Genomic DNA, 21,597 nt, shown 5'->3' on the forward strand with positions numbered 1-21,597 from the left:
CCGTGGTCAGCGTCGTCAGACCACCGGGTTCGTCAACGTCCCCAGCCCGTCGATGCTGACCTCCATGACATCGCCGGGTACCAGGAACTTCGGGGGAGTGAAGCCCAGACCCACACCCACGGGGGTGCCGGTGGCGATCACGTCGCCGGGTTCGAGCAGCACGGCAGTGGAGATCGCGGAGATCAGCCGGGGGATGTCGAAGATCAGTTCCTTGAGCGTGGTGTCCTGGCGCAGCTCACCGTTGATGCGGGTCTGCAGGCGCAGGGCCGTCACGTCCGCGATCTCGTCGGCCGTCACGAGTGCCGGCCCCATCGGAGCGTAGGTGTGGGCGCTCTTGCCGATGAAGAACTGCACATGCTTGCGCTGCAGATCACGGACCGTGACATCGTTGAGGATCGTGTAGCCGTACACGTGGTCCCAGGCGTCGGCCGCATTGATCTGGAACCCACCGGGACCGATCACCACGGCGAGTTCGCCCTCGTAGTCGCTGGTGTTGGTGCTGTCGGCACTCACGTTCACCGGCGCGCCCGGATCCGTCAGTGACGACAACGCTTTGGTGAAGATCACCGGCTCGTCGGGCACTATCTGCTTCTGCGAGGCGTCGAAACCGCTGCCGGCGAACTCTTTTGCATGCTCGTAGTAGTTCTTGCCGACGCACATGATGTTGTTGCGTGGGCGGATGGGAGCCAGCAGCGTCACCTCGGCCAGGGCGATGCGCGGACCATCGAGGGTGGCGGCCGCGGAGTCGCCGGGCAACCGCACCGGACCGCCGTTTCTGGTAGCGGAATGCCGCAGCGCATCGAGGTGGCCGGTGAGTGCGGCCAGCACGTCGTCCTGGTCGCGGAACAGGTCGGCCCGCAACACCAGGATCGACTGCCCGGTGTTGGTAGGCGTCTTCAGGTCATTCAGGTGGTCGACGACGTCGGCGCCGAATGCCGCGCCGTTGAGCACGCCGGCCAGCAGCCCGAACGCGATGGTGAGCCCGGCACCCTTGTAGCCGCCCATGGGTTGCAGGAAACCTTCGTGAGCTCGAGCCGGGTCGGTGATGGGGTTGGTGCCCAGAATGGGATTGGCACCGCCCCACGGTGGCATGCCGTTGGCGTTGGCCACCGCCATGTACACCCCGATCAGACCCGCGTCGGCCGCCATCTCCGCGTACAGACCCACCTGGCGCAGGCCGTTGTCTCCGTCGATCGGTGCGGACACCGGTGTCTCGTGTCGAGTGGTGATCACGGGGGTGATGTTGACGCCGCCGGCCTCGATGCGTGCCACGTACGGTGCCAGCCGGATCAGGCCGTGACCGGTGCGGCCCCGCAGATCGGCCTCCACCAGGCGACGGGCTGTGATGTCTGCGTGCTCGGCTGATACTCCGCAAGCTTGGAGGACGCTGATCGCGAACGAGGTCAACGTCTCACTGCTGCGGCGGATCATCCTCGGCCCGTGTCGATTCCGAAGAGCTGGGCTGCGTTGCCGCCGAGGACGCGGTCCCGGTCAGCGCGGTCGAGATCGACTCCGGCCAGGAACCCCACCGGATCGACGGGACCCATGTCGAAGGGATAGTCGGTGCCCATCAGCACGTGGTCGGCTCCCAGCGTCGACACCAGGTGCGCGACCATGTGTGGGTCAAAGACGTTGGTGTCGACATAGATCCGCTTGAGTACCTGGCTCGGCGGCACGTCGAGCTGGTGTCTCAGCTCGGGGCGCACCTTCCAGGCGTGGTCGGTGCGCGCAACGTAAAACGGCAGATAGCCTCCGCCGTGCACCACCAGGAGTCGCAAATCCGGATGCCGGTTCCACACCCCGCCGAGGATCATCCGCGTCACCGCCAGCGTGGAGGCCAGCGGCATGCACATCACGTTCACCAGGTAGTAGTCACTGAAGCGCTGGCCGTGGGTGAATCACTGCGGGTGGAGGATCACCGTCATCCCCAGTTCCACCACCGTCTCCCACACCGGGTCGAAGCGGGGGTCGTCGAGGTCTTTGCCCAGCACGTCGGCACTGATTTCCACGCCCCGTGGGCGGCACCGAGAGGATCTGTATGTCGACGCCCTGGGCATCCAGGTCCGCCAATCGCTGTTCGGGATCCTCGAACTGGGCGGTGTTGCGCGCACTGGCTCCGTTAATGTCTCGGGCTCAGGCTCCCGTAGGACGACATGGGCGCACCGTGGTCAGGTGGTCGATCTGCTGATCCGGTAGACCGAGGCCGGGGGGAGGTTGCGCAGGGTCCGGCCGACGAAGCTGGCCTGCAGGCCGGCCTGGGTGAGCACCGACTGCGAGACGGGGCAGCGCGGGGCGTAGGTGAACTGGTACATCGCGGCCTCGGGCGTGCTGTGCCGGAAGGCGGCTTCCAGGATCGTGTGCACGCGATCGGCCCGCATCGAGAGCAGCGGGAGCCCACTGATGATCGCGCCGAACGGAGCGGCGACGTCGAGAGCGAGGTCGGTGGCATCCGCGCACACCACGCGGGCGCCGGGGAAGCGGGTCTGCAGGGCGCGGGCGAAGTCGGGTCCGGACTCGACGAGCGTCAGATCGGACTCCAGGACCCCACGTGCCAGGAGCGCACTGGTGAACGCCCCCGTGCCCGGCCCCAGTTCGAGTATCGGACCGTCACCTGCCTGCACATCTCTGGTGATCAGATCGGACAGCGCCGTACCGGACGGCGCGACGGCGGCGACTCGGAGCGGGTCACGAAGCCACGACCGAAAGAAATAGAAGCCGCTCAGCCGTTGGGCGTCGGTGGTCACAGAGGATCCCCTTGATGTTTGGTGTGTCGGCGTCGCTCCACATTGACTTATCGGACTGCAGCGGCGCTGAGGACATACTCATAGCGATTGCATATGTTCGCGACTTAGAATGGCGGCCGGGCGGTTATCGCGGTATGTGAAAAACCTCCAACGCCGCGCTGCCCAACTCGACCCGGCTCCATGGGCGCTCTGTTCGCAGCACCGCCATGGCCGATGTGGGGTACTTGTCGGAGATCTGCTGGGCGGCGGTTCGGTCGGTGCCGGGCGCGCCTGCCAGTCCGAGTGCCACCGACGACATCGCCGGTTCGTGTCCGATGACCAGCAGCGTGCGGACGTCGTCGGAGACGGTGTTGATCTCGGCGATCACCTCGCCCGGCATGGCTCCGTAGAGCCGGTCGATGAACTGCGCCGGCGCGTCGACCCCGGCCAGCGCCAGCGTCTGCCGGGTCCGGGTGGCCGTCGAGCACAACACGGCCTGCACCGGTGGGTCGGCGACCTCCTTGCGCAACCACGCGCCGGCCAGGGCGGCTTCCCGCTCACCTCGCGGCGCAAGAGGCCGGTCATGGTCGCCCACGCCGTCCGGGTAGGCCGACTTGGCGTGGCGGAGCAGGATCAGCGTGCGGCGCTCGGCGCTCATGGCAGCCCAGCGTAATCAGCCCGGGGAAGGCGGGCCGGCCTGAGGTGATCAGGCGAGTTACGATCCGGCGGTGGCATGCCAGGCTGATCGCGGCGCCGCGCGTTGGCGTGGCGGGCTGGTGGGCGCATGCTCGGCGGCACTGGCCGTCGGCGCCCACGGCGCAGGCGGAGGGGACCTGCCCGGTGGCGCGGCGGTGGCGATGCTGATCCTGGGGTGCGCCGTGGTGGGTGTCGGCGCGGGCAGTGGCCTCGGCCGGGGCATCGGTGCTCTGGTGGGCTTCTTGATCGCGGGCCAGACCGTCGGCCACGTGACCCTGGCCCTGGCCGCAGGTCACCTGCACGGACTCGGCGTCACAGCGGAGATGTTGTCCGCCCACCTCATCGCCGCGGCGGCCTGTGCTGCGTTGATCAGCGTCGCTGAACGGCTCTTCTCCGCTCTGGCCGGCTTCGTCTGGCAGCTGGTGCGGGCCCTCACTGGCGCGGCACCGGCGGATCTGACCCGCCGGCTGTTCACTCTCGGAGCCTTACCTGTCACCGCCGGCGTTCAGCTGGGGTGTTCTGCCGGCACCCGCGGCCCGCCGCGTCTCTTCGTGTAGCTGCTTCATCTCTCCACCCGGCTCGGTGTCGGGTGGCCCTTGCCTACTCGAAGGACCTTGTCATGGCCATACCTGAAAAAACCCTGCCGCCTCCAGCGCGCACCGCACATCCACTCGTCATGCGGCTGCATTTCTACGCCGGTGTCCTGGTGGCACCGTTCATCCTGATCGCCGCACTCACCGGCGCGCTCTACGCGTTGGCACCCACCATCGAGAGCGTCGTCTATCGCGACCTCCTCACCGTCGACCCGGGCGGCAGTCCCATCCCGCTGGCCGAACAGGCCGACGCAGCCCGCACCGCGTTCCCCGAGCTCACCATGACGGGTCTGCGGCCCGCGCCGACATCTACCGACTCCACCCGCGTCTACTTCTCCGACCCCGCGTTGGGCGAGGACATGTTGCGTGCGGTGTTCGTCGACCCTTACACCGGACGTGTGCTGGGCGACGAGGCCACCTGGTTCGGCTATCTGCCGCTGAGCACCTGGCTCGACGGCATGCATCGGCACCTCAATCTCGGCGAGCCAGGCCGGGTCTACAGCGAACTGGCGGCGTCCTGGCTCGGTGTGGTGGCTCTGGGCGGGCTCTATCTGTGGCTGGTCCGGCGCCGCAGGGACAAGCCCACCGGACGGGCCAGGACCGTCAGCCGGCACGCAGGTGTCGGAGTGTGGGCGTTGGTATTCATGGTGTTTCTGTCGGCCACGGGCATCACCTGGTCGACATACGCCGGCGCCCACGTCAGTGACATCCGCACCGCGTTGAACTGGCAGCGCCCCCAACTGGACACCTCGGCCGGCGAGCACGCCGGACATCAGGGCCATGCTTCGGCTGCCGCGACGCCAGCCGACCTGGATGCGGTGGTGGCCGCGGCTGCCGAAGCCGGAGTGGCAGCGCCGGTGGAGGTCACCCTGCCGTCGGAGCCGGGGGCGGCATTCTCGGTCACCGAGATCGACGAGCCCTGGAGACTGACCACCAATGTCGCGGCCGTCGACCCGGTCACCTCGGAGGTGACCGCGCAGATCGACTACTGGCGGGACTACACCGTGGTCGCCATGCTGGCCGACTGGGGCATCCGCATGCACATGGGCTTTCTGTTCGGGGTGCTCAACCAGGTGGTGCTGTTGGGTGTCGCGATCGCGATCGTGACGGTGATCGTGCTCGGCTACCGGATGTGGTGGCAGCGGCGTCCCACGCGCGGAAGCGGTTGGGCTGTCGGTCGCCCGCCGCCGCGCGGCGGACTACGGCGCATCCACCCGGCGGCCGCGGTGGCGCTGTGCCTCGGTGCCGTCCTGGTGGGCTGGTTCCTGCCTCTGCTGGGCATCTCATTGGTGGCGTTTCTGCTGGTGGATCTGGTTCTGGCGGCAGTGAAGCGAAGACGCGCGTCTCGGTTGAGCTGATCTGTCGGAGGGCAGCCCTAGACTCGCGATGCCCGATAAAAACCGACACGGGAAGGACAGCCGGGATGCGTTTCATCCACACCGCCGATTGGCAGCTCGGCATGACCCGTCACTTCCTCGAAGGCGAGGCCCAGCCCCGCTACTCCGCCGCAAGGCGTGATGCCGTGGCGGGGCTGGGTGCTCTGGTGCAGAACACCGGTGCCGAGTTTGTGGTGGTCGCCGGAGATGTGTTCGAGCACAACCACCTTGACCCCAGGGTCATCAGCCAGTCGCTGGAGGCCATGCGCGCCATCGGTGTGCCGGTGTATCTGCTCCCGGGCAACCATGATCCGCTGGACGCATCGTCGGTGTACACCAGCGCACTGTTCGGTCAGGAGTGCCCGGCCAATGTCACGGTGCTCGACCGTGCAGGTGTGTTCCCGGTCGCGCCGGGCGTCGAGATCGTCGCCGCCCCTTGGCGTTCCAAGAAGCCCACCCATGATCTGGTGGCCGAGGCGCTCGAGGGTGTCGTTGCTGACGGCACCCGGCGCGTGCTGGTTGCCCACGGCGGGGTGGATATCCTCGACCCGGATCCCACCCGGCCCGGCGCCATCACGCTGTCCGCCCTGGAGATCGCCCTGCGCGACGGTGTGGTCCATTATGTGGCGTTGGGGGACAAGCACTCCCGGATGCAGGTCGGGTCCAGCGGGAAGATCTGGTATTCCGGTTCGCCCGAGGTCACCAACTACGACGACATCGAACCCGACCCGGGCCAGGTACTGGTGGTGGACCTCGAATCCGAGATCGCGGTGACGCCGCACCGCGTGGGCACGTGGCGGTTCCTGAGTCTGCGTCGCCCGGTGGACGACAGCCGCGATATCGCCGATCTCGATGTCAACCTGGATATGTTGCCGGACAAAGACCGTAGCGTGGTGCGCCTGGCGTTGACAGGCACATTGACGGTCACCGAGCGCGCTGCACTCGATGCCTGCCTGGACAAATACTCGCGGCTGTTCGCGTGGGTGGGGCTGTGGGACAAACAATCCGACATCGCCGTGGTTCCCGCCGATGGTGAGTTCAACGATCTCGGCATCGGTGGTTTCGCCGCCTCCGCAGTCGAGGAACTGGTCGCCACAGCGCGCCAGGACACCGAGGTGGCCGGCGATGCCCAGGCCGCGTTGGCACTGTTGCTGCGGCTGGCGGCGCCGCTGGGAGGTGCCGCATGAGGCTGCACCGGTTGGTGCTCACCAACTACCGCGGTATCTCGCACCGTGAGATCGACTTTCCCGACCACGGAGTCACCGTCGTGTACGGGGTCAACGAGGCGGGCAAGTCCTCCATGATCGAGGCTCTGGACCTGCTGCTGGAATCGAAGGACCGCTCCACCAAGAAGGACGTCAAGCAGGTCAAGCCCACCCACGCCGACGTCGGATCCGAGGTCACCGCCGAGATCAGTTCCGGTGCCTACCGATTCGTCTACCGCAAGCGTTTCCACAAGAAGTGCGAGACCGAGCTGACGGTGCTGTCGCCGCGCCGTGAGCAGCTCACCGGTGATGAGGCACATGAGCGGGTGCTCGCCATCCTCGACCAGACAGTCGACAACGGTCTGTGGCAGGCGCAGCGGGTGCTGCAGTCGACATCCACCGCGGCCGTCGATGTCGGGGGCAGCGATGCCCTGTCCCGGGCGCTCGATATCGCCGCCGGTGAGGCAGGCGGTGGGCTCTCCGGTGCGGAACCGTTGTTGATCGAGAAGATCGACGCGGAGTACGCGCGTTACTTCACCGCCACCGGACGACCCACGGGGGAGTGGTCGGCCGCGCTCAAGACGCTGCAGGCCGCCGAGGACTCCGTGGCCCAGTGTGCGCAGGCCCTCGCCGAGGTCGACGAGAAGACACGCCAGCACGCGCAGCTCACGGCGGACGTCGCGGCAGTGGCAGCTGAACTGGAACCCGCGATGGCGCGTCACACCGCCGCACAGCAGGCGCAGGCGGACATCGATGTGCTCCGCGATCAATTACGCACTGCCCAAGCAGAACTCGATGCCGCCCGCGTGGCGGAGTCCGCTGCTGTTGCCGCGCATAGGGACCGTCTGCGCCTGCGCGCCGACATCGACGCCCGCGCCACCGCGCTTGCCGCTGCCGTCGCCGCCGCCGCCGACGCCGTGGAGGCTGAGGCTGTCGGCCGGGACATGGTGGCTGCGGCCGAGGAGGTGGTGGTTGCCGCGGCAGAACAGCTGGCCGCCGCGCAGGAGCGTGCCGATGCGGCCCGGGCCACCGTCACTGCGCTCACCGAGCGTGACGAAGCCGACCGCTTGGCCACGCGCTTGGCCAAGGTCGACACACTTGCCCGCGAGCTTGCTGAGGTCAGCACGCAGCTTGCGCCCCTCTCGTTGTCCGACAGCCTCTTCCGCAGCATCGAGAAGGCCGCCGCTGCCGTCGACATCGCCCGAGGCCGGGTGGACATGATCGCTCCACGGGTTCAGGTCACCGCGGAGGCGGACCTGGAGTTGACCGTCGGTGAGCAGACGGTGACCCTGCGGGCGGGGCAAACTCATGAACTCGGCGCGTCGCAAGCCGTCACGGTTCGGGCTCCGGGAATCCTGTCCACGCACATCGATCCTGGCGCCACTGCAGCCGAGGTGCACACCAAACTGGTTGCCGCCCAAGAACAGCTACGCGCACAGCTGTCTCAGGGAGGGGTCACCGACCTGGATCACGCGCGCGCGGTCCATCAGACCCGTCGTGAGCTGTTGGCCCGCCGCGATCAGCTGTCGGCGCGGCTGGCCGACCTGCGCGGTGACGACGACGAGGCCGCGCTGCGGCAGCGGCTTGACGGGCTGCGGGCCGCCGAACCGACCCCCGTTGGGCTCTTCGATCTGGACCTCCCGCAGGCGCGTGCCGAGCAGGCATCCGCGGACGCCGCTCTGACGCTGGCCCGCTCGCACCATGCCACCCAGCAGAAGGTGGTTGCCGCCGCCGTGGCGCAACTCAACCAGCGCACGGTGGCTGCGCAGGTCTGCCAGGCCAACTCGGCCACTGCGCAGTCGGAGCTCACCACGGCTCAGGAACGGCTCGCCGCCGCGCGGGCCACGGTCGTCGACGACGAGCTGATGGTGCGGGCCGGATCTGCGGCCGATGCAGTCGCGGGCGCGGCGCAGCAGGTGCAGACTCTCACCACCCGGCTCGCCGAGGCCGGGCCGGAGGCCGTCGCCGTCGAGCTCACCGCGGCGCGGCAGTCCGTGACGATGCTGGGCCACAAGCATGATCAGCTCACCGCCGCGCTCCGTGATGTCACCGTCGAGCTGTCGGTCTTCGGCAAAGAAGGCCGCAGCGGCAAGCTCGACGCCGCGCAGATCCAACGCGAACACGCGCTGTCGGCGCACGCCCGGGTATCCGGCCGGGCCCGCGCCGCAAGCCTGCTGCGTACGGTGATGGCGCGCCACCGCGACGACACCCGGCAGCGCTACGTCCACCCGTTCCGTACCGAGATCGAGCGGCTGGGTCGGGTGGTGTTCGGGCCCAGCTTCGAGGTGGACGTCGACAGTGACCTGAAGATCGTCAGCCGTACCCTTGACGGGCGCACCGTGCCGTATGACTCGCTGTCCGGCGGTGCCAAGGAACAGCTGGGCATCGTGGCCCGGCTGGCCGTGGCAGCCCTGGTGGACAAACAGGATTCGGTGCCGGTGCTCATCGACGACGCGTTGGGGTTCACCGACCCGCAGCGCCTGGCCAAGATGTGCGAGGTGCTGGATGTGGCGGGCACCCATGGCCAGGTGATCGTGCTGACTTGTGTGCCGCAGCGCTACGAAGGTGTCGAAGGTGCCCACCACATCGAGGTCACGCCGTAGCCAGGTCGTCGAGACGGCGGCTGAGCAGTCGGGTAGTCCGGGGCCGACTACGGACGAACAGCCGACGCCAGCGTCGCCGGGGTGGTGAACGTGGCCGGCGACAGGCCGAGGTGATCGCGCAGCGTGGTCCCGGTGTATTCGGTGCGGAACAGTCCGCGCCGCTGGAGTTCTGGCACCACGGCGTCCACGAAGTCGTTGAACGTGCCGGGTGTCGACGCCGCTGACACCATGAAGCCGTCGGCCTCACCGCCGGTGAACGACTCCTCGATCTGGTCGGCCACCTGGCGGGCGGTTCCGACGAACTGCGGCAGCAGCACGCCTTGGGCGTACCACTTGCCGATGTCGCGCAGGGTGAGGTTGTCACGGTTGGCCACCCGGCGGGCGGTGTCGAACAGCCCCTGCGTGCCGCTGACCTGGATGTCCTCGACGGGCGCGTCCAGGTCGTAGCCGGAGAAGTCATGGTCGGTGTGCACACTCAAGGTGATCAGCCCGGAGATCGGATCGGCCAATTCGTTGTGGAAGGCCTGCTTCTCGCGGGCGATCGCCTCGGTCTCGCCGATGAAGGGTATGAACGCCGGGAAGATCAGCACCTGATCGGGATTGCGGCCGAAGTTCGACGCGCGCGACTTGATGTCGTCGTAGTAGGCGCGACGGCCCTCGGGCGTGGGGTCGATCTCGAAGATCGCCTCGGCCCAGCGAGCTGCGAAATCTCTTCCGGTGTTGGAGGATCCGGCCTGGATCAGCACTGGTCGGCCTTGCGGTGAATGCGGCACGTTCAGCGGACCGCGGGAACGGAAGTACGGTCCGGCGTGGTCGATGTGCCGGATGCGGGTGGGGTCGGCGAACACCCCGGAGTCCTTGTCCAGCACCAGTGCGTCTGGTTCCCAGCTGGACCAGAGTTCCAGTGTGGTGCGCACGAACTCGTCGGCCCGCTCGTAACGGAACTCGTGGCCGAGATGGTCGTCGTATCCGAAGTTCTGCGCCTCCCCCTGGGTCAGTGAGGTGACGATGTTCCAGGCTACCCGTCCGCGGGTGATGTGGTCCAAGCTGGAGAAGATCCTGGCCAGCTCGTAGGGGTGAAAGTAGGTGGCAGACTTGGTGATCGCCACACCCAGGCGAGTGGTGACCGCGGCGATGCTGGCGGCCACGATCGACGGGTCCAGGGTTGCGGTGGCCTGGGTGCCGCGGCGCAGCGGCTCGGCGATGCCGTCGCCGTAGCGCACGGGTGCGGCCAGCAGGTCGGCGAAGAACACGAAGTCGAATTTGCCGCGCTCCAAGATGCGGCCGAGGCGGTGGTAATACTCCGGTGTGAGGAAGCCGGTGTCGCTGGCGGGGTGACGCCATGCGGCATGCGAGTGGGTGACCTGCGAGGCGATTTGGAAGCCGCCGAGATGCAACTGCTTGGACATGTTTCCTTTCCTGCGATTTCGGCGTGATTCCAGTCGCTCACCGACCGGAATCACGCCGAAATCCCTCAGAAGTAGGCGTTGGCGGGGACGGGAGTGTTGTGCAGCAGGTTGGCGCCGATGGCGATGGCCTTGAGTGCGACGGGATTGTGCAGCGTGATGGTGCGGATGTTGCGCCAGTGCCGGTCCAGGTTGCGGGCACGGCTGGCGGCACTGGCACCGCCGAGTTCCAGCAGGCGGGTGGCGGCTTCGGGGGCGACAGCATCGAGGTGCACCTTGACCTGGGCGGCGCGCAGCTGGGCCTCCTGGGCCAGATCGGCGTCGGGTATGCCCCCGGCGCCTTCGCGGGCGGCCGAAGCAGTGGCAGCAGCAATGGCATCGGCGGCATCGAGTACCGCGGCACGGGCCACGTAGGCGGTCGACGCCAGTTCGCCGAGTAGCTTCTGGTGCAGCGGATCGTCCACCGGGGCCTCGGCCAGCGCATGGCTGAAGCTGCGAGTCCGTGAGCGCAACAGGGCAGCACCGTCGTCGACCACCGAGGCCAGCACGCCAGCGACGATGGCGTGGATGTAGAGCTGCAGTGACGCGTATTGGACCGTGGGTGTGGGTTCGGCGTCGTAAGGGGTGTCGACCAGAATCTCGTCCGGATGCACCACCACATCGGTGAAAACGGTGGTACCCGTGCCGGTTCGGCGTTGGCCGAAGCCGTCCCAGTCGTCGATCACCTGTACGCCGGTGCGGTCGGTGGGCACCAGCACCGAGGCCACCGAATCGTGGTCGGTGGTGGTTGCGACGGTCAAGTAGTCGGAGAACAGGGTGCCGGTGCTGTAGTACTTCTGGCCGGTCAGCCGGAATGTGCCGTCCTGTTTGGGCAGCAGGCGAGTGTTGAAGACCAGGCTGCCGACGGCCAGTGAGCCCTTCTCGCTGAACGCATTGCCGAAGATCTTGCCTGCTGCCGCCTCGCGCAGCCAGCGCTGCGAGCCGGGGTCGCCAGCCGTTCGCAACCGCTCCTCGACGAACCAGAAGTGTGTCCGGAAGATGTGCGCCACAATGGGATCCGCGCGGGCGACGTCGATGACGGTCGAAAACAGCTCGCGCACAGAAAATCCCGCCCCACCGAGCTCAGGTGGCAGGCGCAACACCCCGAAGCCGGCACGTTTGAGTGCGGACACCTGGTCGAACGGGTTCTCGTCGTTGCGATCTCGGTCCTTGGCGCCTGCGCTGATGTCGGCGAGCAGGGCAGAGAACTCTTCGGTGCCGGGTAGTCGCAGATCCACGGCTGTTGCTTGTGTCATGCCTCGGTTCTACCGAGGCATGCACGCCGGGACACGGCTTCTGCTCACCCCGAACCTAAAGTACTCCCGCAATGCCCACTGAGAATGGCATTCGCCAACTCTGCGAGTCGGGTATTCGTCAGCGTGCGCTACCTGAAGCACAGAAGCACAACTGATACTCAAACCGCCGAGAATCGACGCCACCGAGCGTTACGATTTGCCGATGTTTCGTATCCCGCCGCTCGACGTTGCGCTGGCGATCAGTGATACCGCGGTACGGCTGCCCGTCGTGGGCAGGCATTTTGTACCGTTGGGCCAGCTGACAGCTGCAGGCGCCTTCGGAGCTCGTGTTCTTGCCGGTATGGGTCGCCCCGCTGCCAAGCCGGAGCCCCCGCGGGTCGAGGACACCATGGAGTTCTCCGACGACACGGTTCCCCCGGTGTTGCGGGCGTGGGCACATCGGCGTGAGTTCCTCTTCCGCGGCAACGTCCCCTACGGCCCGGCTCGCGGTCAGTTGCTCGACGTGTGGCGGCGCAAGGATCTGACGGGGCCCGCCCCGGTGATGGTGTTCCTGCCCGGCGGCGGCTGGGTGCACGGCAGTCGGATCCTGCAGGGCTACGCGCTGATGTCGCACCTGGCCCGGCTGGGGTGGGTGTGCCTGTCTGTCGACTACCGGGTGGCACCCCAGCACCGCTGGCCGCGCCACGTGCAGGACGTCAAGGCCGCCATCGCATGGGCGCGGGCTCATGCCGGCGAGTTCGGCGGCGACCCCGGCTTCGTCACCGTCGCGGGGTGCTCCGCGGGTGGACATCTCGCGGCGCTGGCCGGCCTGACCCCGGGCGCACCCGAATTCAACAGCGAGCTCGCGGTTGACGCCGACACCTCCGTCGACGCCGTCGTGGGCATCTACGGCCGTTACGACTGGACGGACCGCTCCACCCGGGAACGTGAGGATTTCGTCCAGTTCCTGGAACAGATCGTCGTGCGGGGTCGCCTCGATGAGCGGCCCGAGGTGTTCACGCAGGCCTCGCCGATCGAGCGGGTGCATCCCGACGCGCCGCCGTTCTACGTGGTGCACGGCAGCAACGACGGCGTCATCCCCGTCGGGCAGGCGCGTGACTTCGTGGACCGACTCAGCGCAGTGTCCCGCAATCACGTCGCCTACCTGGAACTTCCCGGAGCGGGGCACGGTTTCGACCTGCTCGACGGCCGCCGCACGGGCACTGCTGTCGACGCCATCGCGGCCTTCCTGGCCCAGGCGCACACCGAACACCTCACGGGTGCGCCGCGCCGCGCCAGCTGACGCCCAGACACCCGAGGCACAATTGGCGTCGATGACGCTGAATGCCAAACGCCTGCGCGCGCACACCAAGCTCGCGGCCTTGCCGGGAGTGCGGTCGATCCGTCGACCCGTCACCCCGGGTTCCGGTGCGGAGTTCGACCTCTATTACGTGCGCTCGGGTGAGCCCTCGGCACACCCGCTGGTCATCATCCCCGGCGGACCCGGGATGGCGTCAGTGCAGCTCTATAAGGGTCTGCGCCGCCGCGCCGCCGACAAGGGACTGGACGTCATCATGGTCGAGCACCGCGGTATCGGGCTGTCGCGCCACGACGACGACGGTGCCGACCTGCCACCTGAGGCCATCACCGTGCATCAGGTGGTCGAGGACATCGCCGCCGTGCTCGACGACGCCGGGGTGGACAAAGCCGTGGTGTACGGCACGTCCTACGGCAGTTACCTGGCTGCCGGTGTGGGCATCTCTCACCCCCACCGGATCGAGGCGATGGTGCTGGATTCGCCCGTGCTGTCGGCACGCGATATCGAGGCCATCCGCCGCGCCATCCGGGAACTGCTGCTCGACGGCAGCGAACCGGACACCGCCGAGCTGGCGCCGAAGGTGCGGCGCCTGGTCGACGAGGGCACCCTGACCTCCGATGCCAGCGAGATCATCGGGATGATCTACGGCTACGGTGGCGCGCCACTGCTCAACCGTCAGCTGGATCTGCTGCTGCAGGGTCGCACCTGGGCGTGGCGGGTACTCGACGAGGCCAGCCGGTTCATGCTGCGGAAGGTGCCCTACCGCAACGAGGTGGACCTGGTGGGACGTATCGCTTTCCGGGAACTGGACTTCGTGGGCGAGCCTGACGGTCTGCCACTGGACCCGTCGCCCGCCCTGGCGCAGATGGCCGATGAGATGCCCGGCCCCGCGCCGTCCTTCGAAGCCGAACCCTACGATCTGGAAGCCAGCATGCCGGGCTTCACCTGGCCCACCGCAGTGATCTCGGGCAGCCGTGACCTGACCACTCCGCCCGCACTGGCCGAGAAGATCGCCACGCTGATCCCGGATGCGGCGATGGTGCGACTGCCCACCACGGCGCACAGCGTACTCGACACCCGTGAGCGAGCGGCTCTGGAGATCGCGAAAGCCGCTGTGGACGGCGAGATTCCGGCCTTACCCGCGCGTGCCGACGAACTGGACGCGCTACCGGCCAACCTGGAGCTGCGAGTGCTGGTGGGTGCCATCGCCGCCGCCACCGCGGTGGAGAGTGTCATTCCGAAAGGTCGTCGCGGAGAAGCTACTTCATGAAGCCGATCTTGGTGTAGTCCAGATCGCCGAGGCCGGCCGGGCCGTAGTTGGCCAGGTTGGCCCGTACTGCGACGTTGCCGGCGGACTGGAACAGCGGCAGGCTGAACCCCTCGGCCCACACCAGCTGGTCGAATTCGTTGGCCAGCTCGTTGGCGCGTGCCGGGTCCAACTCATCGAGCACCTCGTTCGCCTTCGCATCGATTTCGGGGGCGCTGATCTTGCCGAAGTTGCTGTCGGCGCCGGTGGTGTAGATCTGGGTCAGGCAGCACAGATTGGAAGCGTCGGCCAACCAGGAGAACTGGGTCACGTCGAAGTTGCCGACGGTCACGTAGTCGGTGAACAGGGTGCCGCCGGGCGCGCCCACCAGGTCCATCTTGACCCCGATCTGGGCCAGGCTGTTCTGTGCCACCTGGGCGATCTGACGGGTGGACAACGCGTCGTAGAACACGTTGCGGATCACCAGCTGTTTGCCGTCCTTCTCCCGGAACTGGCCGTTCATGGTCCAGCCCAAAGCGTCGAGCTCCTGCTTGGCCTTTTCCGGATCGAAGGCGACCACCGCGCTGTTGTCCTGGTAGCCCTGCTGGCCCGCCACGAACAGGTGGTTGTTCAGCGGCACCGGATTGTCCACCAGCCCGCGCTGGCTCACGTTCGCGATAGCTTGGCGGTCAACCCCTTTCATGATGGCCAGCCGAAGATCCTTGTCTTCCAGAATGGATCCCGGCGCGCCGTTGAAGGTCAGGTGGTACCACTGCAGCGCGGGCGTGCGCCGGATGGCAATGCCCGGGGTGTTGCGCGCGGTGGTCAGCTCGTCGAGGCTGGCCACCGCGGTGGCGTCGATGGTGTTGTTCTGCAGTGCCGGGATGCGGGCGGCGTCGTCGAGCACCAGGTAGGTGACGCGGTCCAGCAGCGGAGCCTCGCCCCACCAGTTGGGGTTGCGCACCAACGTGATCCGCTGCGCGGTGCGGTCCACCGACTCCACCATGAACGGACCCGCCGACGGCCCCGGCCGGTCGATCTGGCCGCGGTTGAAGACCTCGGGAGTCTCGGTCATCGACTTCGGCAGCAGCATGTCGTTGCCGGAGAAGAAGCCCTGCCACTCGGTGTAGTGCGACGCGAAGGTCACCACCGCCTGGCGGTCGTCGACGCCGCGGGTCACCGAACCCACCCGCTCGCTGCCGGCGGCGCTGGCGATGGCGAACTCCGGGTTCTTGCCGTTGGTGGCATTGATCTGGGAAGCGATGTCCTCCCACGTGATGGGGGTGCCGTCGGTCCAGGTGGCCTTCGGGTTGATGGTGTAGGTCACCACCTGCGGGTCCTCGCTGGTGAGTTCGATGCTGGTGAAGTAGTCGGTGTTGACGGTGAAGGACCCGTCCGGCCCGATCCGGTGGGCCCGCGGCATGGTCCAGCGCAGCATGGCCGCACCGGTGCCCTCGCTGTCGAGGTGCGAGGGGTTGAAGTTGTTCGGCATGGCGGCCAGCGCCAGGCGCAGGTTGCCGCCCTGCTGCAGGTTCGCCACGTCCTGTGGATTGATGTCCGCGGTGGTGCCCACCTCGGCGTCGCCGCCTGCCGATGGGGGCTGCTGGGGCTCGCTGGAACATCCGGCCACCAACAGGGTGGCCGCGAACAGCGCGGCGGCGCAGCGTCGAAGCGTCATGCCGATCAATGCTATCCGGACACCTGCGGGACAGCGGCCAGTAGCTTTCGGGTGTACTCGTGTTGCGGGTTGGCGAACACCGTGTCGGCGGCACCCTGCTCGACGATGGCACCCCGGTACATCACTGCCACCTGATGGGCCAGGTGCTTGACCACCGACAGGTCGTGAGACACGAACAGGTACGACAGTCCGAACCGCTGCTGCAAGTCCAGCAGCAGATTCAAGATCCCGGCCTGGATGGACACGTCCAGCGCGGATACCGGCTCGTCGAGCGCCAGGATCCTCGGCTGCAGAGCCAGTGCCCTGGCGATCCCGATGCGCTGCTTCTGCCCGCCGGAGAACTCGCTCGGGTAGCGGGAGGCGTCGTTGCGGCGCATCCCCACGGTCTCCAGTAGCTCGGCGACCCGCGTGGTGATAGCGTCCTTGGTGAAACCGTTGGCCTGCAGCGGTTCTGACAGTACTTCGAACACCGGCAGGCGTGGATCCAGGGACGCCGTCGGGTCCTGGAACACCACCTGCAGATCGCTGCGCATGGTGCGTCGTGACGCCGCGTTCAGGGTGGAGACATCGGTTCCCAGAACGGTGATCGAACCCGACTGCGGGGCAGTCAGTTCCAGGATCTCATGCAGGGTGGTCGACTTGCCGGAGCCGGATTCGCCGACGATGCCCAGAGTCTGGCCGGCCCGCAGCCGGAAGCTGATGTCGTCGACTGCTTTCACCTCGCCGATGGTGCGACGGAACACCGTGCCCTTGGTCAGGGTGTAGGTCCGCGACAGGTTCGCCACCTCCACCACCACGTCGCCGTCGGCTTGGGGTGCGACCTGTGGTGTGGTGGCTACGTGGAAGAGGTCTGCGGCGCTGCGGTTTTCGGTGTCAGCGGTGCGGATGCAGGCGGCGTGGTGGTGTTCGCCGACCTGGATCAGCCGGGGTTCGGATGTCAAGCAGTCGTCGATCACCAGCGGGCAGCGCGGAGCGAACGGGCAGCCGGGATCCAGGTCCACCAGCGAGGGCGGGGCGCCCGGAATCGGCACCAGACGGGTCCCCTGCGGTGCGTCCAGGCGCGGCACCGAGCCCAGAAGCCCGATGGTGTACGGCATCCGGCGGTCGCGGTACAGGGCGTCCACCGGGGAGGACTCGACCGCCCGGCCCGCGTACATCACCACCGACCGGTCGGCGAACTCGGACACCACCCCCAGATCGTGGGTGATGATCAGCACCCCGGCCCCGGTGACGTCGCGGGCCGTTTTGAGCACATCGAGAATCTGGGCCTGGACGGTCACATCCAGCGCGGTGGTGGGTTCGTCGCAGATCAGCAGATCGGGGTCATTGGCGATCGCGATGGCGATCACCACTCGCTGGCGCTCGCCTCCGGACAATTCGTGCGGAAAAGCCTTGGCGCGCTGCTGCGGTTGATTGATGCCGACGAGCTCGAGCAGTTCGACGGCGCGCTTACGGGCCGCACCTTTGTCGGGCTGTTTCTGGTGCACCGTGATGGCTTCGGCGATCTGGTCACCCACGGTGTACACCGGCGTCAGCGCGGACATCGGATCTTGGAACACGGTGCCGATGGATTTGCCGCGGATGCGCGACATCGCGGTGTCGTCGAGGCCCAACAGCTCTGTGCCGTGCAGTCGCACGGATCCACTCACCTCGGCGTACTCGGGCAGCAGACCGATGACGGCCATGGCAGTGGCGGACTTGCCCGAACCTGATTCGCCGACCACCGCCACCACTTCGCCGGGATCGACCCGCAGGCCGATTCCGCGCACCGCCGTGACCGGGGCACCCTCGGTGGGGAACGTCACCGCCAGATCCGTGACCTCCAGCAGTGAGTTCACCTTTTACGCCTTCTGAGATTGCCCGAGCCGGGATCCACCGCGTCGCGCAGACCGTCACCGATCAGGTTGGCGCACATCACGATCAGCACCAGAACGCCGGCCGGGAACAGGAACACCCACGGGAAGGTGAGCACCGACTTGGTGCCGTCGGCGATCAGGGTACCCAGTGAGACGTCAGGTGGCTGGACACCGAATCCCAGGAAGCTGAGCCCGGTTTCGGCGAGGATGGCGACGCCGACGTTGAGTGCGGTGTCGATGATCAGGATGGAGGCGACATTCGGCAGGATGTGCCGCACGATGATCCGCCAGTTCGACACCCCCATGTACCGTGCGGCCCGGACGAATTCGCGGTCTCGCAGGCTCATCGTCATCCCACGTACCATCCGCGAGCTGATCATCCAGCTGAACCCGCCGAGCAACACGATCAGCAGGACGAGGCTTCCTCCTCCGTCGCGGATCCGCGGGGTCAGGATGGCGATCAGCAGGAAGCTGGGCACCACCAGCAGTAGGTCCACCAGCCACATCAGGGTGCGGTCGCGCCAGCCGCCGAAGTAGCCGGCGATGGCGCCGACGGCCGCGGCGATCACCGTCGAGATCAACGCGACGCACAGGCCGATCAGCAGCGACTTCTGCATCCCGCGCAACGTCAGCGCCAGAATGTCCTGACCCAGTGCGTTGGTGCCGAACCAGTGCTGCGGGCTGGGCGGAGCCTGCAGGGCGTAGTAGTCCAGATCCGTGTAGGACCACGGCAGCAGCGGCGGCAGCGCGTAGCAGCCGACGAAGAGCAGCACGATGAGCACCACCGACACCACCGCGGGCCGGTTGCGCAGGAAGCGTCGAGTCACGAGTTGGCGCCGAGAGGTGAAACTCTCGCTGTGCAGCCCGGAACGCGCCGAGGCGGAGTCAGTTGTCATTGCGCTCGCACCCGGGGATCGAGGACCGCGTACAGGATGTCCGACAGCAGGCCCGACAACAGCACCACCGCTCCCGAGAACAACGTCACCGCCACCACGATGTTGGTGTCCTGGGTGTTGATGCCCTGGATGGTCCACTCGCCCATGCCGTGCCAGCCGTAGATCTGCTCGACGAACACCGCTCCGGTGACCAGCCCCCCGACACCGTAGGCGAACAGTGTCGCCATCGGGATCAGTGCGGTTCGCAGTCCGTGTCTGAACAGTGCCTGCCTGCGGGTCAGGCCCTTGGCGCGGGCGGTGCGGATGAAGTCTTGCCCCAGCACGTCGAGCATGGCGTTGCGCTGGTAGCGGCTGTAGCCGGCGATCGCCCCCAGCGCCAGCGTCAGCGACGGGAGGACCAGATGCTGGATGCGGTCGACGAACTGGTTCCACCAGCCGGACACGGGATCCGGTGACGTCTCGCCGATGTAGTCGAACAGCTGGATGCCCAGCACCGAGTTGACCCGCAGGGCGGCCAGGATCAGCAGGTTGGCGACGACAAATGTCGGGGCGCTGATGATCAGCAGCGCGACCACCGTGATGACGCGATCGGAGAGCCGGTACTGGCGGATGGCGCTCCACGCGCCGATCACCACACCGAGTACGGCGCCCGCAACCGAGCCGATGATCAGCAGTCGCAGGCTGACGCCGATGCGCCGCCACAGTTCGTCGGCCACGGGCTGTCCGCCGACGGTGGTCCCGAAATCGCCCTGGATCGCGCCGGCCGCCCAGTCGAGGTAACGCAGCGGGATCGGCTTGTCCAGGCCGAGTTCGGCGGCTTTGGCGTCGATCACCGCCTGCGGTGGTCGCGGATTGCGTTCCAGCAGGCTGTCCAGCGGCTCGAACGACAGGGAGGCCAGCGTGAAGGTGAAGAACGAGGCCAGTACCAGCAACACCAGGTAGTTGAGCAGGCGGCGCGTCAGGAAACGCGTCATGCGCGGCTCGCGGGGCTGGGCGGCATTTGCACAGGGTAAGAGATGGTGGCCTGGGCCTGCAGCGGGGCGAGGTCCGGCGTGTTCGGATCAGGGTGATCCGAGCCGCTCGCCCTGCCGGTGCGCGCCGCTACCGTCAGACGATGTCCGTCACCGACGAGTACCTCGCCAACAACGCCGAATACGCCAAGACCTTCGCGGGGCCGCTGCCGTTGCCGCCGAGCAGGCACGTCGCCGTCGTCGCCTGCATGGATGCCCGGCTGGACGTCTATCGGATCCTGGGACTGAGCGACGGCGAGGCCCACGTGATCCGCAACGCCGGGGGAGTGGTGACCGATGACGAAATCCGGTCGCTGGCGATCAGTCAGCGTCTCCTGGGCACCCGCGAGATCATCTTGATCCATCACACCGACTGCGGCATGCTCACTTTCACCGACGACGAGTTCAAACGGGCCATCCAGGACGAGACCGGGCTCAAACCCGAGTGGGCAGCCGAGGCTTTCGGAGATGTCGAGGAAGACGTGCGCCAGTCGCTACGGCGTATCGAGGCCAGTCCGTTCGTCACCAAGCACGAGTCGTTACGCGGGTTCGTCTTCGACGTGGCGACGGGCGAGCTGGCGGAGGTCAGCCTCTAGCTCCACTCGGCCAGGATGCGCATCTTTCCCGCCTTGACCGCGGCTTGCCGCCGCAACCTGGCGAGTTCAGCGGCGAACGCATTGCGCTCGTTGCCCTGGAAGTTCAGTGGCAGATCCAGCGCGCCGAACAGCTTGGCTTCCAGGTACCACGGCTCGGGGTGCAACACCCAGGACACTGCGGCGTTCTCAGCCATCCACTGCGTCAAGGTGGACTCGTCGCCGGCGAAGGTCTGCTTTTTGCCCGAGCCCACCCGGCGAAGTTCGTAGCCGAGCAGCACACCGAGCGACTTGCGCAGCGGCGAACCGTCCGCGCTCGCTCCGCCCGCACCGAAGTGGTAGCGGGTGCGTTTGCGGATGTCCTGAACGGCCTGTGGTTTGCCGTCTGTGCGCGGCGGGCCGGGGCTGATCCCGACGTAGAGCAAGGTCCAGCCGTCACGTTGGCGGCAGCCGCTGACATCGATGTCCCCGGGAATCTCGCGGAACCACCAACCGCACGCTCCGGCCTGCTCGGGCATGGGGCACTTGTCGGCGAACAGCTGGTCGCGCGTGTACATCGCGGCATCGACGAACTTCGCGACGGTGTCGGCCGTCTTCTTCGCGGAGATCGAGTCGGCCATGGTGGGTCAGCCTAGCCCGGTCGCCGAGGCGGCGACGGAGGAGCCGGGGAGGGCGGGCTGGGCTGTGTGGGGGTTTGGTCCGGTCGCCGAGGCGGCGACGGAGGAGCCGGGGAGGGCGGGCTGGGCTGTGTGGGGGTTGGTCCGGTCGCCGAGGCGGCGACGGAGGAGCCGGGGAGGGCGGGCTGGGCTGTGTGGGGGTTGGTCCGGTCGCCGAGGCGGCGACGGAGGAGCCGGGGAGGGCGGGCTGGGCTGTGTGGGGGTTGGTCCGGTCGCCGAGGCGGCGACGGAGGAGCCGGGGAGGGCGGGCTGGGCTGTGTGGGGGTTGGTCCGGTCGCCGAGGCGGCGACGGAGGAGCCGGGGAGGGCGGGCTGGGCTGTGTGGGGGTTGGTCCGGTCGCCGAGGCGGCGACGGAGGAGCCGGGGAGGGCGGGCCGGGCTGTGTGGGGGGTTGGTCCGGTCGCCGAGGCGGCGACGCCGTCGTAATCGTGACAGCGGGTCACCCAGG

At 67.5% G+C, this 21,597-nt stretch carries 18 protein-coding genes; 7 read left to right on the forward strand and 11 right to left on the reverse strand.

Features of this window, described 5'->3' with window-relative positions; translation table 11 throughout:
- Positions 1 to 15: 15 nt before the first annotated feature.
- The 4 genes from BVC93_RS19175 to BVC93_RS19190 all read right to left on the reverse strand — a co-directional run bounded on the left by BVC93_RS19175 (position 16) and on the right by BVC93_RS19190 (position 3,381).
- Entirely contained in the window at positions 16 to 1,431 is a 1,416-nt protein-coding gene (locus tag BVC93_RS19175) for an Ldh family oxidoreductase (protein WP_083738861.1), read from the reverse strand.
- On the reverse strand, positions 1,428 to 1,847 hold the full coding sequence (locus BVC93_RS19180; protein ID WP_192860038.1) for an amidohydrolase family protein: 420 nt from the start codon (positions 1,845 to 1,847) through the stop codon (positions 1,428 to 1,430). Before BVC93_RS19180 ends, BVC93_RS19175 begins: the two co-directional genes overlap by 4 nt.
- 321 nt (positions 1,848 to 2,168) lie before the next feature.
- The gene (locus BVC93_RS19185; protein WP_083738863.1) at positions 2,169 to 2,744 is read right to left on the reverse strand and encodes a class I SAM-dependent methyltransferase; all 576 of its coding nucleotides are present in this window, start codon (positions 2,742 to 2,744) and stop codon (positions 2,169 to 2,171) included.
- A gap of 124 nt (positions 2,745 to 2,868) precedes the next feature.
- A complete protein-coding gene (locus BVC93_RS19190; RefSeq protein WP_083738864.1) occupies positions 2,869 to 3,381 on the reverse strand; it encodes a SixA phosphatase family protein in 513 nt (170 codons plus the stop codon).
- Positions 3,382 to 3,451: 70 nt separating this feature from the next.
- Between BVC93_RS19190 and BVC93_RS19195 the strand changes: the two genes are divergently transcribed.
- The 4 genes from BVC93_RS19195 to BVC93_RS19210 all read left to right on the forward strand — a co-directional run bounded on the left by BVC93_RS19195 (position 3,452) and on the right by BVC93_RS19210 (position 9,196).
- A complete protein-coding gene (locus BVC93_RS19195; RefSeq protein ID WP_157516984.1) occupies positions 3,452 to 3,976 on the forward strand; it encodes a hypothetical protein in 525 nt (174 codons plus the stop codon).
- Between the two features lie 62 nt (positions 3,977 to 4,038).
- Entirely contained in the window at positions 4,039 to 5,370 is a 1,332-nt protein-coding gene (locus BVC93_RS19200; protein WP_083738866.1) for a PepSY-associated TM helix domain-containing protein, read from the forward strand.
- 65 nt (positions 5,371 to 5,435) lie between these two features.
- The gene (locus BVC93_RS19205) at positions 5,436 to 6,575 is read left to right on the forward strand and encodes a metallophosphoesterase family protein (RefSeq protein WP_083738867.1); all 1,140 of its coding nucleotides are present in this window, start codon (positions 5,436 to 5,438) and stop codon (positions 6,573 to 6,575) included.
- A complete protein-coding gene (locus BVC93_RS19210) occupies positions 6,572 to 9,196 on the forward strand; it encodes an AAA family ATPase (protein WP_083738868.1) in 2,625 nt (874 codons plus the stop codon). The genes BVC93_RS19205 and BVC93_RS19210 overlap by 4 nt, the downstream gene beginning before the upstream one ends.
- A gap of 47 nt (positions 9,197 to 9,243) precedes the next feature.
- Here the strand turns inward: BVC93_RS19210 and BVC93_RS19215 are convergent, their stop codons facing one another.
- Complete coding sequence (locus BVC93_RS19215) at positions 9,244 to 10,605, reverse strand: LLM class flavin-dependent oxidoreductase (RefSeq protein ID WP_083738869.1); 1,362 nt, start codon at positions 10,603 to 10,605, stop codon at positions 9,244 to 9,246.
- Between the two features lie 65 nt (positions 10,606 to 10,670).
- Positions 10,671 to 11,897 carry an acyl-CoA dehydrogenase family protein gene (locus BVC93_RS19220; RefSeq protein WP_083738870.1) on the reverse strand — a complete coding sequence of 409 codons (1,227 nt, stop codon included), beginning with the start codon at positions 11,895 to 11,897 and terminating at the stop codon, positions 10,671 to 10,673.
- A 202-nt stretch (positions 11,898 to 12,099) separates the two neighbouring features.
- On the opposite strand from BVC93_RS19220, the gene BVC93_RS19225 reads away from it, so the two are divergent.
- Together BVC93_RS19225 and BVC93_RS19230 are read left to right on the forward strand one after the other, a co-directional pair.
- The gene (locus tag BVC93_RS19225) at positions 12,100 to 13,179 is read left to right on the forward strand and encodes an alpha/beta hydrolase (protein WP_083738871.1); all 1,080 of its coding nucleotides are present in this window, start codon (positions 12,100 to 12,102) and stop codon (positions 13,177 to 13,179) included.
- A 31-nt stretch (positions 13,180 to 13,210) separates the two neighbouring features.
- Positions 13,211 to 14,464 carry an alpha/beta fold hydrolase gene (locus tag BVC93_RS19230; protein WP_083741163.1) on the forward strand — a complete coding sequence of 418 codons (1,254 nt, stop codon included), beginning with the start codon at positions 13,211 to 13,213 and terminating at the stop codon, positions 14,462 to 14,464.
- Here BVC93_RS19230 and BVC93_RS19235 read toward each other — a convergent pair.
- Genes BVC93_RS19235 through BVC93_RS19250 form a run of 4 tightly spaced genes read right to left on the reverse strand, consistent with a single transcriptional unit; the run spans position 14,454 to position 19,844 of the window.
- Positions 14,454 to 16,118 (reverse strand): ABC transporter family substrate-binding protein, encoded by a 1,665-nt coding sequence (locus tag BVC93_RS19235; protein ID WP_083738872.1) that lies wholly within the window; start codon positions 16,116 to 16,118, stop codon positions 14,454 to 14,456. The genes BVC93_RS19230 and BVC93_RS19235 overlap by 11 nt on opposite strands.
- Positions 16,119 to 16,129: 11 nt before the next feature.
- Positions 16,130 to 17,956 carry an ABC transporter ATP-binding protein gene (locus BVC93_RS19240; protein ID WP_083738873.1) on the reverse strand — a complete coding sequence of 609 codons (1,827 nt, stop codon included), beginning with the start codon at positions 17,954 to 17,956 and terminating at the stop codon, positions 16,130 to 16,132.
- Complete coding sequence (locus BVC93_RS19245) at positions 17,953 to 18,870, reverse strand: ABC transporter permease (protein ID WP_083738874.1); 918 nt, start codon at positions 18,868 to 18,870, stop codon at positions 17,953 to 17,955. Before BVC93_RS19245 ends, BVC93_RS19240 begins: the two co-directional genes overlap by 4 nt.
- Positions 18,867 to 19,844 (reverse strand): ABC transporter permease, encoded by a 978-nt coding sequence (locus BVC93_RS19250; RefSeq protein ID WP_083738875.1) that lies wholly within the window; start codon positions 19,842 to 19,844, stop codon positions 18,867 to 18,869. Before BVC93_RS19250 ends, BVC93_RS19245 begins: the two co-directional genes overlap by 4 nt.
- Positions 19,845 to 19,984: 140 nt before the next feature.
- Here BVC93_RS19250 and BVC93_RS19255 point away from each other — a divergent pair, with 140 nt between their 5' ends.
- Positions 19,985 to 20,476, forward strand: a complete 492-nt coding sequence (locus BVC93_RS19255) for a beta-class carbonic anhydrase (RefSeq protein ID WP_083738876.1) — start codon at positions 19,985 to 19,987, stop codon at positions 20,474 to 20,476.
- On the opposite strand, the gene BVC93_RS19260 is transcribed toward BVC93_RS19255, so the two are convergent.
- Positions 20,473 to 21,093 carry a GIY-YIG nuclease family protein gene (locus BVC93_RS19260; protein WP_083738877.1) on the reverse strand — a complete coding sequence of 207 codons (621 nt, stop codon included), beginning with the start codon at positions 21,091 to 21,093 and terminating at the stop codon, positions 20,473 to 20,475. The genes BVC93_RS19255 and BVC93_RS19260 overlap by 4 nt on opposite strands.
- Positions 21,094 to 21,597: the final 504 nt, after the last annotated feature.

This window comes from Mycobacterium sp. MS1601 (assembly GCF_001984215.1).
In the GTDB taxonomy this organism is placed as follows: domain Bacteria; phylum Actinomycetota; class Actinomycetes; order Mycobacteriales; family Mycobacteriaceae; genus Mycobacterium.

What these genes read in the sequence shown, in the direction of transcription:
- BVC93_RS19250 (WP_083738875.1), bottom strand. Translation starts at nt 19,844, where the DNA reads ATGACGCGTTTCCTGACGCGCCGCCTGCTCAACTACCTGGTGTTGCTG.
- BVC93_RS19245 (WP_083738874.1), bottom strand. Translation starts at nt 18,870, where the DNA reads ATGACAACTGACTCCGCCTCGGCGCGTTCCGGGCTGCACAGCGAGAGT.
- BVC93_RS19205 (WP_083738867.1), top strand. Translation starts at nt 5,436, where the DNA reads ATGCGTTTCATCCACACCGCCGATTGGCAGCTCGGCATGACCCGTCAC.
- BVC93_RS19215 (WP_083738869.1), bottom strand. Translation starts at nt 10,605, where the DNA reads ATGTCCAAGCAGTTGCATCTCGGCGGCTTCCAAATCGCCTCGCAGGTC.
- BVC93_RS19260 (WP_083738877.1), bottom strand. Translation starts at nt 21,093, where the DNA reads ATGGCCGACTCGATCTCCGCGAAGAAGACGGCCGACACCGTCGCGAAG.
- BVC93_RS19175 (WP_083738861.1), bottom strand. Translation starts at nt 1,431, where the DNA reads ATGATCCGCCGCAGCAGTGAGACGTTGACCTCGTTCGCGATCAGCGTC.
- BVC93_RS19210 (WP_083738868.1), top strand. Translation starts at nt 6,572, where the DNA reads ATGAGGCTGCACCGGTTGGTGCTCACCAACTACCGCGGTATCTCGCAC.
- BVC93_RS19255 (WP_083738876.1), top strand. Translation starts at nt 19,985, where the DNA reads ATGTCCGTCACCGACGAGTACCTCGCCAACAACGCCGAATACGCCAAG.
- BVC93_RS19230 (WP_083741163.1), top strand. Translation starts at nt 13,211, where the DNA reads ATGACGCTGAATGCCAAACGCCTGCGCGCGCACACCAAGCTCGCGGCC.
- BVC93_RS19235 (WP_083738872.1), bottom strand. Translation starts at nt 16,118, where the DNA reads ATGACGCTTCGACGCTGCGCCGCCGCGCTGTTCGCGGCCACCCTGTTG.
- BVC93_RS19180 (WP_192860038.1), bottom strand. Translation starts at nt 1,847, where the DNA reads ATGCCGCTGGCCTCCACGCTGGCGGTGACGCGGATGATCCTCGGCGGG.
- BVC93_RS19190 (WP_083738864.1), bottom strand. Translation starts at nt 3,381, where the DNA reads ATGAGCGCCGAGCGCCGCACGCTGATCCTGCTCCGCCACGCCAAGTCG.
- BVC93_RS19200 (WP_083738866.1), top strand. Translation starts at nt 4,039, where the DNA reads ATGGCCATACCTGAAAAAACCCTGCCGCCTCCAGCGCGCACCGCACAT.
- BVC93_RS19225 (WP_083738871.1), top strand. Translation starts at nt 12,100, where the DNA reads ATGTTTCGTATCCCGCCGCTCGACGTTGCGCTGGCGATCAGTGATACC.
- BVC93_RS19220 (WP_083738870.1), bottom strand. Translation starts at nt 11,897, where the DNA reads ATGACACAAGCAACAGCCGTGGATCTGCGACTACCCGGCACCGAAGAG.